We start from the raw sequence: 14,459 nt of genomic DNA on the forward strand, positions 1-14,459 counted from the left end.
CAGGCCCCTACCGGGGTCACCCCTTCGAGGCGAGGGCTTCGGCCTGAGCGCGTTGGGCAGCGGCAACGGCAGACGCGCCGTACTCGGGGACCTGCTCGGTGATCGTCGGGGTGACCGGCCCCTGGACCGCCACGTTGATGACGACGGTGCCGGACCGGATATGAAGGGCGTCCCACGGCCCCTGGTCCGTGCCACGGAACCGGGCCTGCTCCTCCCCCAGTGCGGTGACGGGAAGATTCTTCAACCCCGGCTTCGCGGCCGGTTCGGCCAGCCCCTCCCGGTACGCCGCGCGTGCAGCCGCCACATCGCGGTAGGCGTTCAGGGTCAGGACCATCATCCAGCCCTTCTCCGGGTCGTCGGACTGCTTCACCCAGTGCACCTGACCGCCGTACAGAAGCCCCTTGCACCACGGTTCCACGGGCTGGGACACATCCTGCTCGGGGCAGACGAGTTCGGCGGGGTCCATCGCCCGGCTCGCCTCCTTCGCGATTCCCGGCACCGTGAGCGTCGGCAGCGCCTTCGCCGCGCCCGCGGCGTCCAGCGGCGCGGCGACCGGAGGGGACACAACCGCAGGACCGGCTCCGGCCACCGCGGGCGCTGCCCTCTTCTGCGGTGACGCCTCCTCACCACACCCGGTCAACAGCCCCACCGCCACCACCGCCACCGAAACCGCACGTCTGCCACGCATCCCGCCCCACCCCTTCACCCGTTCGAGGCGGGTCATCCTACGCACGCGGCAATCCCAGGCCGTGCACCGGTCCCTCCGACCCCCTGGACGCAGGGGTGGCGCTCGCGGCCCCGGGCCCGAGTATCGACGTCGGAGACGGATGCCTGACCGGATCGCAGGGGACACGGGAACGCGGAGCGGGAGAAGGCCGACGCGGCCGCCGAGGCCCGCAAGAGGGCAGCGGCCGAATGTGCTCGGAACGCGACCACGACGTGTGCCTCCGACGATGGACGCCTCGGACCCTCACCTGGGCGGACTGTCGACATCGGTGCTCACCTGGTCTCCGTGTGACGGTTTGACCAGGCGCACCGGCGTGGGGCCATCGCCCGGGCTCATGACCGCCCGCCGCGCGAAGGGAACTCCCGCGCTGGTCTCAGTCGGAGAAGTTCCAGAACATGCCGACCTCGGTGACGACGACCAGGCCGCAATCCTCCATGTAGGTGCTCAAGGGGCTGTAGCCGAAGCCCTTCAGGGCGAAGTCGAGTGTGCCTGAGGGGCTGCCTTGCTTACTGACATTCGTCAGATAGCGGGCCTCGTCGCCGTAACGCGCGAGGATCGTCCGTGCCATCGCCCGCAGTTCCTCCCGGCTCTCCGGGAAGCGTGCCAGGTTGGACAGGGTGCACCCGTCGTCCGTAAGGGCCAGGAGCAGGTTCTCGGCGCTGCCCCGGTCGATATCCTTCAAGCGCTCCGCGATGTACTCCGGAGGGTGGACGGCGAAGGGGTACGTGGGGTGCCCGTGGCGGTCCGGATGCTGTGCGGCGTCTTCGAGTCCGGTCCAGCCCTGGGGGTCCGGGACGGCCCGGGCCATCAGCGCGAGGACGTCGAGGATCCAGTCCTCGTGACGGCGCGGGCCCGTCGCGTCGTACGGGTACGCGTCCTCGAACAGATGGCGTACCGCGGCTTCCCAGGACAACTGATTGACGGACATGGAGTACTTGGCCTTTCTCGGGTTCGGGTGCTCCCGCCTGGTGGAACCGGCGAAGCCAGGATGCGTTCGACGTTGCGTGCTGAGCGACGGTGCAGGCGACGGCGCCTGTGCCCAGGGGACGTACGCGGGTACGCCTGTGGGCGGGGGCGGCTAGGCCGTTTCTTTCGGATCATCGGATCATTGATTGATGTGTGTCGTTGACTGATGCGCAGTGGGCGCGGATCGAGCCGTTGCTGCCGGACCGTTCGCCGAGGCGGGGTGGGCGGTGGCGTGATCACCGGGAGGTGATCGACGCGATCGCGTTCAAGTACCGCACCGGAACGCCGTGGACGGAGCTGCCAGAGCGGTTCGGGTCGTGGAAGGGCGCCCACAACCGGCTGCGGATATGGGCGGTCGACGGCACGTGGGAGAAGGTCTTCACCGCCCTGCTCGCCCAGGCCGACGCCGACGGCGACCTCGACTGGGTCGTGGCGGTCGACTCCACAATCGTCAGGGCGCATCAGCACGCCGCCGAGCCCGTCAAAAGGGGCGCCGGCAGGCGAGCCGGATCACCATGCCCTCGGACGCTCCCGCGGCGGACTGACGACAAAGATCCACCTTGCCGCGGACGGCCGCCGCAGACCGCTCGCCTTCGCCGTCACACCAGGCCAGTTCGGCGACGCGCCCGCATTCGAGCAGGTCATGGCACGGATCCGGGTGCCCCGGCCCATCGGTCGCCCCAGGACCACGCCGGACGCGGTCCTGGCCGACAAGGCGTACTCGTCCCGGGCGATCCGCCGCCACCCGCGCCGTCGCGGGATCCGGGCGGTGATCCCGCAGCCCGCCGACCAGGCAGCAAACCGCAAACGGCTCGGTAGCCGAGGCGGCCGCCCGCCAGCGTACGACCGCGAGACCTACCGACAGCGGAACACCGTCGAACGGGCCATCAACAAGATCAAGCAGTGGCGCGGCCTGGCCACCCGCTACGACAAGACCGCCACCATCTACCTCGCAGGACTCCACCTCGCCGCCATCCACATCTGGTCTGCAAGGTGATCCGAAAGAAACGGCCTAGCCGCCAGTGGGCCCGTTGGACTCGTGCATGGCGATCTCCATCCGGCCAACGTGTTGTCGGGTCCGGGCGCCCGCACGGTGGCGATCGACCCGAGGCCGACATGGGGCGACCCAGACTTCGACGCTGTGGACTGGGTCCTCGACGGAGTTACAGATCCGGCCCTGCTGGAGCAGAGGATCGAGAAGCTGGCGGCGCTGGTCCCTGACCTGTCTCCTCACCGTCTGCTGCATTGGTGCCGGGCCCTGGCCGCCCCCAACGCGGTCCCCGGACTGTGCTCAGGGCAGGACGATGCAGAGACACAATTTCTCATGACCCTGGCCAACGGCTGATCCACCCGGTGGCCGTGGCCGGATCCGCTCAGCCTGTGCCACCCCGCCTGTCAGCCGCAGTGAGCGTACGGAACGCAGTTCTTCCAGGGGGCACCGGATTGAAAAACGGGTCAGCTTCGTGCACCCCTCCATCACGCAGAACGACACAACGCCGGATTTCGCGCAACGCGCTCAACTCGTCGCTCCCAGGCTTGTCGTCACCCGCGCCGATCTCGCGAGACGGCTCCGACCTGTGCTGGTAGGCGTGACCCCTCTTCCAGCAACTCCGGCCGAGGGCCGGGATGACAGAATCCGCGCTCACGGTGACAACCATCGCCCTCAGCGACGGTTGCCATGAACTCGCCGGCCGCTCGGAAGCAGCCGTCGTCGTGGAGCAGCTCAAGCGCGCTGCTTCACCGCGAGGACTCCCGTCCCCGTCCTCCGGCCGTGTGGCATGAGCAGGCACTCCTCGCGCATGCCGAGACCGTGGTCATGCTGTACCGGCCCGCCTCCTACGACCCCCGCTGCCAGGCGGGACGCTGGGAGGCGGGACGCTGGGAGGCGGGACGCTGGGAGCGCTCGCCCGACCCCGACCTGTACTACCCCGCGCACCTGATTGCTCGGTGCGGGCTTCCCGAGACAGCCGTCCAGGATGCCGTGAGCGTGGAACCGGGCTTGCTTCCGCGACCTCCCCGCCGACACCGCCTGATCCCGCGGCCAGGAACACTCTGCGGCAGTCCGAGCGAGGACCGGAGCCTCACCGTCCGCACCCTGCCCGGCTCACGGAGGATGAGTGGCGGTGGAGATCATCAGGCAGGATGACCGCGACGAGCGGCCGAACGCGCGGCGCGGCGGGCGCGGTCCGCCGCCGCACCGGCTTCCCGTTCTGCGGTGACCGCTTCGTCAGCAGCGGCGCGGGCCGTGCGCTGTTCATGCTGGGCCAGCCGGAGCTACTCCTCCAGGTCCCGCACGCGGGCGATGGCCGCCGTCTCGACGGCCTCCGCCCGGGTGCGTTCGGTCTGGGCGAGTTCCAGCGCCTTCTCGCGGCGCCCGGTCTCTGCCTGCGCCTCGGCTGACGCGCGCCGCGCTTCGTCCTGCCGCCGATCCGCCCTGTCCTCCTGGTGCCTCTTCGCCGCGCGGGTGGTTCCTGGCTCATCCGGTTCCGGGGCAGGGGGTCGGTTGTGCCGTCCGTCGGCGAGTGCGGGGTCCATGGTGGCGAAGCCGCCGACGGCCTGTGGGACGCTGACCATCCTTCCCGCCGCCCACCGGGCTGCCGTCTCGGGGTCGATGAGCACCGCGTGGAGGATCTGTTCCACCTCGTGCCGGACGGTTTCCGCGATCGGCTGTCCGGCATCGAGGGCGAGGTCGGCGGCCTGGCTGGCCAGGGCGGCGGTGACCCGGTGGCGGTCGTGGCCCAGTTCCCGGAGTGCCGCTCCGTCCAGTCCTTGCTGGGCTTCACGCAGATCCGTCCCCAGCTTCAGGAACCGCTCGGTCGCATCGCGGTCGTGGCGGGAGAGGAGGTTCGCCGACCAGGCCGCGAGCACCGGCTTCCGCAGCGCGGCGATCCGCCGTACCGCCTCCCGGTCGCCTTCTCTTCGGGCCCGGGCAATGCACACGGCTCGCTCGGCGATGAATTCGTCCGGGCGCAGCGCGTACAGCGCGCCGGCCACCTCCTCCACATCCACAGCTCCACACCTCCTCATCCTCATCCTCATTTCCACTGTCCGCTCCGTGGGCACGGTCAGCACCCCGGTCTCAGATGGATGGCACCTCAGACTGTTCCCCAATCCGGCGAGGGGTGCCCGGTGACGGTGGGCGCGGCACCAGCGCGACCGGGCCGGGCGCACATGATCCAGCTGCGTGTGCCGGGGCCAATCGCTGGCTCCTCCCCCGCAAGCACCCCGATCTCGAGGACGCTCTCCTCGCCCACCGCTCCACTCCGGCGACACCGTCCCCCGTCATCAGCCGACCACCGGATCTCATCGGCCAACTGCCGCGTCCGGGCCCTGGAGCGCCACTGCGGCATGTCGGTCGCTGGTGTCTGGTCGCGGGAGGTCAGCGGGCGGCGTTCTCCCACGCGTCGCGTAGGTGTGCGGCTGATGTGTTGTCGAGCGGGAACCGGCTGCGGGTTTCTTCGCCGGTCACGGTGGGTTCGGCTTCCTCGGTGGGGGTGACGAGGAGGTGGACGTCGGGGTCCCGCTGTCGAGGCCGTGCTCTTGGGCGCAGGTCAGCAACTCGTGCGGGATGTCGAGGTCGTGAAGACCGGGGTCGAGGGCATGGGTGGTCGGGGATTCGCCTCGGATGACGAGCCACCCGGCGGAAGAGTGCTCGGGCATGGGACCTTCAGGAGAAAGCGGGGCGGCCGCCTGACCGCCATGGATCGGCCGGGGCCCTCCTGGGCGGATGAGGTGCAAAGGGTAGCGCTGTCGTCGCACCGACGAGGAGTGGCACGCGCGAGCACCTGCGGGCCGAGAGCCAGCGCCTGGCCGAACGGGTGCACGTCTACACCCAGGCCATCGCCACCCTCCGTACCGACCCCAAGGGCGCCGCAAGTCCGGGCCGGTTGTCCTTTCTGCCTCTCAGAGTGAGAGGTGTCGCGCTGCGGGCCGAGGGCATTCGGCCGGCCGCGGCGGCGCGGCTGATGTTCGACTGGGTGGTTGAGAACGGCGGTCTTGGGGAGAGAGTGGCTGGCCGGGCGCGTTCGCTCTGGGGGCCCGGCATCATCGCCCGCGCGGAGGGGATGGTGGGGAGGGCATGGGGTACGACGGTCTTGCGGGCTCAAGCCGCGTCAGGCTGGCCAGTAGCGGCGGGAGTGGATTCGGTGCCTGCTGACGGAGGCGGGCGTGGTACGCGCTCGAGGCCGCCGGCCGAGTGTCCAGCCGGTTCGCCACCGCGCCGACTGGCCTCACCCGTGGAGCGCAAGGGGGTGCCGGACAGATTGCCGGGCGGGCGGCTATCGTGCGGTGCGGGTTCAGACTCGGCAGGCTCCCGCTACCCGCCTCCCACTGCGCCCTCGGGTCTCGGGCGCGCCGTCTGACGAGACTGTGTTGGCCTGCTGCACTGCTCGGCGTGGACTCGCCATGCTGTCCATTGGCAGACACTGCTGCCTCTGCCTGCATAGCGCGGCCCGGACCCGTGCGTGCGCTTGGCGGAAAAACACGCATCGCGACATCAGTTGATCTGGTCTTTCCTTGCGTCTGTCGGCGTGCCGGTCCGGGGGGGGCGCGCTGCGGAATGGATTGCCGTGGCGACCGATCGTGACGCTGCCCGTCTGCGCCAGAGGTACACGGGTGTTTTCCCACCGTCAGCTGATGATCTTCTCGGCGGGAGCTCACGCGGAAACGGACCGCGCGGGGAGGGCCGCGGCGCGTCAGCCAACGCGGTGTCGACGCCCCCGGTACACCCACGCCGGGGGCAGCCTTCACACTGCGTCCGCGCCGACGGCTCGCGTTCACTGGGCCGGTGCTCAGAAGTCGAACCGGTCCAGGAGGGGCTGCTTGTTCTTCTTCCGGCGGATGTGCCCGCGGTACCCGGCCAGGAGCGCCATGGCCGTCCAGGTAACGGTTCCCAGATCAGCCAGTCCAGCTTCTCGGCGGAGTCGACGTCGCTCCGGTCCCAGAGCGGGGGGATTCCCTCCGGGTCGCGGAGGATCTCGATCCGGTCCCCCACCTCGTAGGGGGAACCCCCGCCGCGCCACACCGTCTTCTCCTTCAGGATCCCCTGATCGCCGCGGAGGGTGTAGGCGTGGCACTTGTTGTCCGTCCCTGCGGCGCTGTCCGCCGTGATCGTGACCTGCTCCCGGACACCGCGCTGCTCCAGTGCCAGCTCGGGCGTGTAGTCGCCGGCGCCGAACATGACCATCAGCGACGGTACGAGGGAGAGCGCGGCGAGCCACCAGGCCCGGTGCAGTGCCCGCAGCGCCACGGCGATCACCAGGCCGAAGATGACGCTGGCCATGACCGCGATGAAGCCCGTGATCCCCATCGTGAGATAGGCGATCGCAGTGTTGGCTGCGCCGGACCGAGACCCATACCGGGACAGCCCCGCTCCGGCGACTGCCGTTGGACTGTGGAGCCGGCGTGCCGCCAGCGAGTATGTCTGCGTCGAGCATTGGCGAAGCATAGGCGCGCTCAGCGGACACCGCCGTCGGTGCCGTCCGAACCGGCCGCGGCGTGAGTGCGGGGGCTCCGGTCAGTGCCTGGAGTACGATCGACATGATCTGAACATGTTCAAAACTGAGGAGTGGGTCTTGCCCGAGCGGACCGCGCCCGACCCGGCGGACTCGCCGGCTGTTCTGCTGGGCACCGCGGCACTATTCTTCGGCGCCATCGCCGCCCTGGCGGTGTCGGTGCCCGTGCCGTTCTTCCTGACCCCGTTCGCCGCGCCCGCCGGCGGCCTCGCCCTCGCCTTCGGCGCGGCGGGCATCCACTACGCGCGGCGCGGTGTCGGACGCCTGTGGGTCGCGGCGGCCGGGACGGCCCTCGGTTTCGTCGGGTTAGGCGCTTTCATCGGCTTTCTCGTGATGTTCGCCGCTTAGCGGGGCGGCTCGCTGCTCTCGGTGCTGTGAAGCCGGGGCACGCCGCGGTGCATGTGTGAAGTCCAGTCCGGAACAGGCGAGTCCGGCCAGGGCGCGTGACGGGCCTCAGCCCAGGGTGCGCAGGTGCAGCCCCTCACGTCGGTTGCCCGCCGCCGATGATGTATCCGGGGGCCCGGGTCGTTCAGGGGGTCGAAATGCCCGTACAGGACGCGCAGGAGACGGGCGTAGTGGAGGACGGCTTCGGCCGCTGTGCAGAGGCTGTTGCCGGCCGGTAGACGGTCGGCGAGGTGGTGGAGGTCGTCGGCGACGGAGTGCGAGCTGCTCTGGTGGTCAGGTGGAGCACGGTCTGCTGCTGGTAGACGAGCGCGTCGATTCCGCGGTCGCCGAGCCGGGCGAGGGACCGTGGAGGAGGGTCTGACGGGTGGTCGCCCGGTCGACGTGCGAAGGGCGTCCGGGCGGACTCCGCCACCCACGATGCCCTGTCCTGCACGCCTGGTCTCGTGGGTGCGGCGGGTCGGTGAGCCGAACGAGTGCACCGGTACTTCCGTATACGCCGCGTCGGCGTATACGGCGCCAACTGCACTGCTGAATCGCCGACTGGTGGCGCAGTCGACGAGGAGCGCCGCGCACCCCCGCTGTGCCCTTGTGGCCGTGGGGCCTCTGCCATGCCTTCGGCAGCGCGGGAAGGAGACAGCGGTCCTCGCTGCGGGTGACGAGCCGCTGCGACGCCCGGGGTCTTTCCGGGTTTCGGAGCTCTTGGCCAAAAGCTTGGGCCCGGTGGTCACCGGGTGCGGCCGAAAGCGCGACCGGTCGCGGGGGCGAAGGTCACTGAGGCGCTCCGTGAGTACGCCGGCGAACGTGCTGATCCATCAAACGAACTGCGCGTTCAGATCAGTTGGCACGCGTCGGCTGCGGCCTGGGGCGACGGCCATGATCGTGTGCAGGCGACTGGCTCATGTCGCACCTCCTGCTTCGCGCTTTCCGACCACGTGACGAACAGTAGAACGGCCGGACGGGGAAAACTCATCGCCGCATCGTGCCGTTCTCGTTGAGCTCCGGAAGCCGGGCGCCGGGCGCCGACTCCAGGGTGGTCCTCCCCCGGCGCGACCCCGTACGGAGCCGTACGGCTCCGGGCGAGCGTCCAGCGGGAGCGACGGGCCTTCCGGCCCGTACTTTCGCCGCGGGCTGCGGCGGTCAGGGGTCCTGTCGGGTGTGGAGGAGGTGTCGGGAGCGGGTGGCGGCGAGGTAGATGGCGGCGAGCAGGGTGGCGAATTGTTCCCAGGGGGACGCTCAGGATGAAGCCGGAGATCTGGGTGGCGATGACCACTGTCAGCACCAGGGCGATGACCAGGCCGAGGAGCGTGCCGGCGGCGACAAGGACACCGACCCGGACCAAGCCGCCCCCACCGCCAAGAAAAAGAGCAAGGGCAAGGGCAGGAACACCGCCAGGAGCAAGGACGGAAAGGACACCTCCGGCGACTCCCCCGCCCACAGAAACCGGTGCCGCGAAGGACCTGACCGTCAAGGTCACCTCCCCGCGGGGCGTTCCCGCCACCGTCCGCGTCATCAACCGTCACCAACAACGGCTCCGCCTCCTGCGGCCTGGACCACCACCCCACCGTCGGCTTCAGCGCCAAGGGCAAGGCCCTCGGCGTCGAGGCCACGGCCCCCGGCTGCCTCGGCGGCGCCCCCGCCTACCCCTCCAGACCGGCATCACCGCCTACGCCGCGGTCGACCTCGGCCCCGAAGGCGGCAGCGGCCCCCTCGCCGCCGCCACCAGCATGCCCAACGCCGACGGGACCAGCCTCCCCCTCACCAACCCCGCCAGAGTCCCGGCCCCAGGATCGGCCTCTACCGCCCCAGCGCCACCAAATCCCTCAACACCCTCCTGAAAGGAAGCCACCCCACCCAGGACCGCCACACCGCCGGGCCGGACGGAGTCCCTGGCCCGGCCCGGCCGTACGTCAGCAGATCGATAGCGGAACGTCAGCGGTGTGTGGGACCGTTGTGGGGCAGCGGGTCCAGCGGTGTCACAGCAGGACCCGGATCCACCACGCACCGTCGGGGGAGCCATGTACGACGAGAACAGGGGTCTCACCGTCACGGCGGCCGTCACCGGCAAGTCGCGCCGGGCCGGCCATTGCTGAAGAGAAGGCCCCCGTCCGGGCGCCGCAGGCGTGACCGGCATCCTCACTCCCCCGCGTGTCTCCGGTACCGGTGCTCCGCGCCTGGCGCCGGTGGCCGCGCGGACGACAGAAATCCCCGTCGGAGCGGACGGTCCTTCGGGGCCGTCCGCTCCGACGGGGTTTCCCGCCCCACACCGGGGTGCCGTGTCCGCCGATCCGGCACAGCCCGCTGCCTGTTCACCCCGGTGTGCATCCGCACCGGTGATCTCCTCACAGGAATGGTGACCTCTTGACCAAGAGAAGCCCGGTGACGGCCCACGGCCCCGCCGACGCGTACGCCCCACCCGGGAGATCCGGGGGAAGACACCCCACCGGACCTCTGAGACGGGTGGTGGTCCAACTGCTCGTGGTGGCACTGGCCGTGGGAATGCTCAGCGCCGGCGCGTTCACCGGTGGCCCCCAGGCGGCCATGGCGGCGCCGCCCACGACGGAGATCTATCTTCAGAACCTCGGCTCCGGCAACGAGGCCATGGGCACCGGCAATCTGCGGAGCGTGGAAGTGGCTCCGCCAAAGGGTGGCCAGCAGGGCAAGCAGTGGCGGATTGAGCACAAGAGCGCGGACCTGTACTGGATCAGGAGTGTGGACTGGCCGGACCACTGCGTGGCACGGACCACCGTCCACAGCGGCGGGGTGGCGACCCCGGTCGTGCGCCTCATGTCCTGCGGTACCCACGCGGAGTGGAGGTTCACCACCCTCGGCGGTGAGCGCTACCGGATCATGGACCCGGCGAGCGGGGATCACCTCACCCACACGGCCAATGACGAGCTCGGATACGCCACGGGGGTGGGTGCGAGGGAATCCTGGTTCGTCACCCCGATCACCTCGCCCAAGTCACCGATGGCGGCCGACCCCACCTTCGACCAGATGACCTTCCTCACCGCGCACAATGCGTACCAGAACACGGAGGACATCCCGAACGCCTGGTTCCCCAACCAGCCGCACTCGATGGAACGGCAGCTGAACGACGGCGTTCGCGCTCTGATGCTCGATGTGCACAAGCTCTCCAATCACAGCGAGCCCATGCTCTGCCACCAGGGGATGTGCGGCGACAGAACACCGCTGCACGGAAAACTGGTGATGCTCACCGCGTGGCTCAACGCGAACCCGACCCAGATCGTCACGGTCTTCATCGAGGACTACATCCCCGCTTCGGAGATGGCCGCCGCGGTGCAAAGGGTCCCCGGGATGGGTGCCCTGATCTTCAACCCGGCCAAGGAGAAGGTCCGGCAGAAAGGCTGGCCCAGGGTCTCCGACATGGTCAGCCGGAACAAGCGGCTGTTGCTGTTCACCGACGCGGCGCGACCGGAATCACCGCCCCCGGGACCGGATCCACGGGAAGAGGCGGGAGTCGCGTACGGGCGTGAGTGGACGGTGGAGAACCACTGGTCCATGGGGCCGGGACTCGGTAACTCGGACTGGACGTGCGTCAGGCGCGGCAGCAGCCCCCCGCTGCTCGCCGAGGAGCCGAACTTCCGGCGGCTGTTCGTGATGAACCATTTCCGGGACGTGGCCATGAGCCCGACGTACAGCAACGACAACGAGAAGCTCCAGGACCGGGCGGAGCGGTTCTGTATGCCGGCGGCGCGGAAGAAGCCGAACTTCCTGGCGATCGACCAGTACAAGGACGGCAACCCGATGGCTGCCGTCACCGCCCTCAACCAGTACACCTACCACGGTGACTCCCCCGGGGGTAACTGGTCGACGGCCCGGCTTGCCGTGATGCCGCTCGGCGACTCCATCACCCATGGGGTCGGCCACTCCACCTGTGCCGGGGGCACGGGGCACGCCACCTGTGAGGGCTACCGCACCGTTCTTCGTAAAGACCTGACACCGCGAGCCGGCACAGTCGACTTCGTCGGCTCCCTCAGGAACGGAAGCCACGCCGACTCGGACCACGAGGGTCACTCGGGCTGGCTCATCGAGCAGATATCGGCGAACATCGGGCCCTGGCTGCAGGCGGCGAAACCGAATGTGATCACCCTGCACATCGGTTCCAACGACATCAACCGGAACCACCTGGTCGCCACGGCACCGGCCCGGCTCGGCACGCTGCTGGACCGGATCACCGCCGCCGCACCGGATGTGACCGTCCTGCTGGCGCCGATCGTCCCCAACAGCAGAGCGGGGGCGCAGCCGCGGGTCGACGCCTTCAACGCAGCCCTGCCCGCGCTCGTCAATGAGCGTCTGCTCCTGGGCAAGAAGATCCAGCTGGTCGACTTCAGCGCCATCGGAACAGGAGACCTCAAGGACGGTCTGCACCCCAATGACAGCGGCTACGAGAAGATGGCCGAGGCGTTCTACGCCGGAGTCGCGAAGGCCGTCGACCGGGGCATGATCACGGAGAACGTGACGGTCTCGCCCATCCCGGAGGTCTCCGGAGTCCAGGGAGACGGACCGATCGACCTTGACGGGGACGGTAAGGGCGACTACCTGGTGCTGGGGCCGAACGGATCGGTGAACGCCTACCGGAACATGGACGGCGCCGGAGCCTGGACCGACCTGGGGCAGGTGGCCAGCGGTTCGGAAACCTGGATCGACCGGCAGGTACGGTTCGCCGACATCACCGGCGACGGCAAGTCCGACTACCTCGTCCTCGGACCCAACGGCTCCGTCGACGCCTACCGCTACGACGGCGGCACCACCTGGACCAACCTCGGCCGCATCGCCAACGGTTCGGAGACCTGGGGCGACGCGCAGGTGCGGTTCGCCGACCTTACCGGCGACAAGAAGGCCGAGTACCTGGTGCTCGGTGCCAACGGCTCGGTGACCGCCTACCGTTACGACGGGGGCACCGCCTGGACCAACCTGGGGCAGGTAGCCAACGGCTCCACGAACTGGATGGCCGCACAGGTACGGTTCGCCGACATCACCGGGGACGGCAAGTCCGACTACCTCGTCCTCGGACCCAACGGCTCCGTCGACGCCTACCGCTACGACGGCGGCACCACCTGGACCAACCTCGGCCGCATCGCGACCGGGTCAGCGAGCTGGACGGAGAACCAGGTGCGGTTCTCCGACGTCACGGGGGACGGGAAGTCCGACTACCTCGTCCTCGGGCCCGACGGCTCCGTCGACGCCCGCCGCTATGACGGCGGCACGGCCTGGACCAACCTCGGCCGCATCGCGACCGGGTCAGCGAGCTGGACCGACCACCAAGTACGCGTCTGACACACCGGCCTCATGGCCCTGAGCAGCGGGTCCGTCACCCCACACGGTGTGGGGCGGCGGGCCCGCCCGCGTTCCGCGACGCTCCGGCACGAGGCCCCGGGGCGCGGTGCTCGCCGACTGTCCCGGAGCACAGCGCCCCGGCTCACCGGTTCACCGGACGAGGACTACCGGGCTCACGGACAGGTCTCGCCCGTCGTGACCGTCGAGAACACGATGAGCGTGCCCGAATCCGCATCACCGGCCGCCGGAGACGGCGGCAGCCGGCCGCCACGGTGCGCTGGCTGCCGTCCGCTCCGGCCGCGCCTCACGGCGGGGCCGCGTGATCATGGAAAATGCTGTCGGCCGGGCACGCGCGCTGCCCAACCCCTACGCGGACAACACCACCGCCCGGACGCCCCGGACAACCCGTCGAGCGCCCGGCCCAGGTGATCGTCGCCGAGCCCGGCCCGCCATGTACCGGCCGCGGCCGGCCCGCTGCAGCTCAGCTCTGATCCCTGGAGCAGCAGCAGTACCTCTATCAATGCGATGAAGGACGGTGTCTTCATCACCCCGACCAGGGCAGGGGAAGGTGATCCGGCGCGGGGCATGCCACTACGCAGTGGCCCGCGGCGACGACGGCACCCTGCGCACGCTCTCAGCGCGCTGTACCCACCTCGGCTGCCTCGTCCAGTTCAACGACGCGGAACGTACCTGGGAATGCCCCTGCCACGGCTCCCGCTTCGCCACCGACGGCAGCATCCTCCAAGGCCCCGCCACCCGCCCGCTCAAACCCACCGCCCCCTGACCCGACAACTGAGCAGCGGCTCAACGACCTCCGTACCGACCACCGTGTCAGAGACCGTGGGCACCCGGTCCAGCTCGTGCGCCTACTCGACATGGCCGGCACCCGCTCAGCCACCGGGGCACCCACTCCGGCCTCCAAGGAGTCAGCACCTCCGGCAGGGGAAGTCGCGGAGCAGGCGCGCAGCGACTGAAACGGGAGGGTTATGGGCTGGTTGAAGGCCAAACTCCGACAGTGACACTCTCGCCCGCGTAGACCGACACCGGAATGGGACAAGTCCGGTCGGTGACCGCGGTGGCGTGCATGACATCCCGCACGACCGTGCGCAGGGTCGCGCTGACCTGGTCGTTCAGCGGGCGGAGGTCTTTCTCCTGGGGATGGCGTACGACCAGTGCCCGCCGTCGTAGAGAGAGCAGCAGTTCGGAACCCTTGCTCGGGCACGCGATCATGACCAGCCTCTGGATCCGGGCGAGTTCGCTCCCTCTGCCGTCATGGAGCACGGGCCAGGCGGACTGACCGGCATCAGCCCGGTCGCGTACTCGAACGGCAGCGGCTCGACGAATCCGAGACCCCGGTCCGCGGCGATCAGTTCGCGTAACAGCTCCCACACCTTCGGCCCGGACATGATCCCGTGGACCGGTTCCGGGGGAAGCGGATTTCCCTGTGCACGGAGGCCATCACCAGCCGTCCGCCGTCGAGCAGCGCGAGGAGACCGGGCATGATCAGGGTCGGGGGCACCTCGGCGTTCAGAGGGGTGGGCCTCTTGGAC

The 14,459-nt window shown here is 69.7% G+C and carries 9 protein-coding genes and 1 pseudogene; 5 read left to right on the top strand and 5 right to left on the bottom strand.

The genetic code is table 11. The features are described from left to right. Positions 1-16 precede the first annotated feature (16 nt). Both ACH4S7_RS20275 and ACH4S7_RS20280 read right to left on the bottom strand, forming a co-directional pair. Positions 17-688, bottom strand: a complete 672-nt coding sequence (locus ACH4S7_RS20275) for a hypothetical protein (RefSeq protein ID WP_398522595.1) — start codon at positions 686-688, stop codon at positions 17-19. A 412-nt stretch (positions 689-1,100) separates the two neighbouring features. Then, entirely contained in the window at positions 1,101-1,655 is a 555-nt protein-coding gene (locus tag ACH4S7_RS20280; protein ID WP_398522596.1) for a hypothetical protein, read from the bottom strand. Between the two features lie 191 nt (positions 1,656-1,846). On the opposite strand from ACH4S7_RS20280, the gene ACH4S7_RS20285 reads away from it, so the two are divergent. Continuing rightward, positions 1,847-2,690, top strand: a protein-coding gene (locus tag ACH4S7_RS20285) for an IS5 family transposase (protein WP_398522597.1) whose coding sequence is annotated in 2 segments (ribosomal slippage) — positions 1,847-2,184 and positions 2,183-2,690 — 846 coding nt in all. Because the reading frame shifts where the segments join, the coding sequence is not laid out codon by codon here. 42 nt (positions 2,691-2,732) lie between these two features. Further along, complete coding sequence (locus ACH4S7_RS20290) at positions 2,733-3,038, top strand: aminoglycoside phosphotransferase family protein (protein WP_398522598.1); 306 nt, start codon at positions 2,733-2,735, stop codon at positions 3,036-3,038. Between the two features lie 929 nt (positions 3,039-3,967). On the opposite strand, the gene ACH4S7_RS20295 is transcribed toward ACH4S7_RS20290, so the two are convergent. The 3 genes from ACH4S7_RS20295 to ACH4S7_RS20305 form a co-directional block, all read right to left on the bottom strand. Then, the gene (locus tag ACH4S7_RS20295; protein WP_398522599.1) at positions 3,968-4,702 is read right to left on the bottom strand and encodes a hypothetical protein; all 735 of its coding nucleotides are present in this window, start codon (positions 4,700-4,702) and stop codon (positions 3,968-3,970) included. A gap of 456 nt (positions 4,703-5,158) precedes the next feature. Then, a complete protein-coding gene (locus ACH4S7_RS20300) occupies positions 5,159-5,353 on the bottom strand; it encodes a hypothetical protein (RefSeq protein ID WP_398522600.1) in 195 nt (64 codons plus the stop codon). Positions 5,354-6,188: 835 nt separating this feature from the next. Then, positions 6,189-7,001, bottom strand: a complete 813-nt coding sequence (locus tag ACH4S7_RS20305) for a hypothetical protein (protein ID WP_398522601.1) — start codon at positions 6,999-7,001, stop codon at positions 6,189-6,191. A 241-nt stretch (positions 7,002-7,242) separates the two neighbouring features. Between ACH4S7_RS20305 and ACH4S7_RS20310 the strand changes: the two genes are divergently transcribed. The 3 genes and pseudogenes from ACH4S7_RS20310 to ACH4S7_RS20320 form a co-directional block, all read left to right on the top strand. After that, positions 7,243-7,554, top strand: a complete 312-nt coding sequence (locus ACH4S7_RS20310; protein ID WP_398522602.1) for a hypothetical protein — start codon at positions 7,243-7,245, stop codon at positions 7,552-7,554. Positions 7,555-9,969: 2,415 nt separating this feature from the next. Continuing rightward, a complete protein-coding gene (locus tag ACH4S7_RS20315) occupies positions 9,970-12,909 on the top strand; it encodes an FG-GAP-like repeat-containing protein (RefSeq protein ID WP_398522603.1) in 2,940 nt (979 codons plus the stop codon). A 553-nt stretch (positions 12,910-13,462) separates the two neighbouring features. After that, positions 13,463-13,693 (top strand): annotated as a pseudogene (locus ACH4S7_RS20320) (Rieske 2Fe-2S domain-containing protein); the annotation flags it as partial. Positions 13,694-14,459 lie beyond the last annotated feature (766 nt).

Source organism: Streptomyces sp. NPDC020965 (genome assembly GCF_044333555.1).
In the GTDB taxonomy this organism is placed as follows: Bacteria; Actinomycetota; Actinomycetes; order Streptomycetales; family Streptomycetaceae; genus Streptomyces.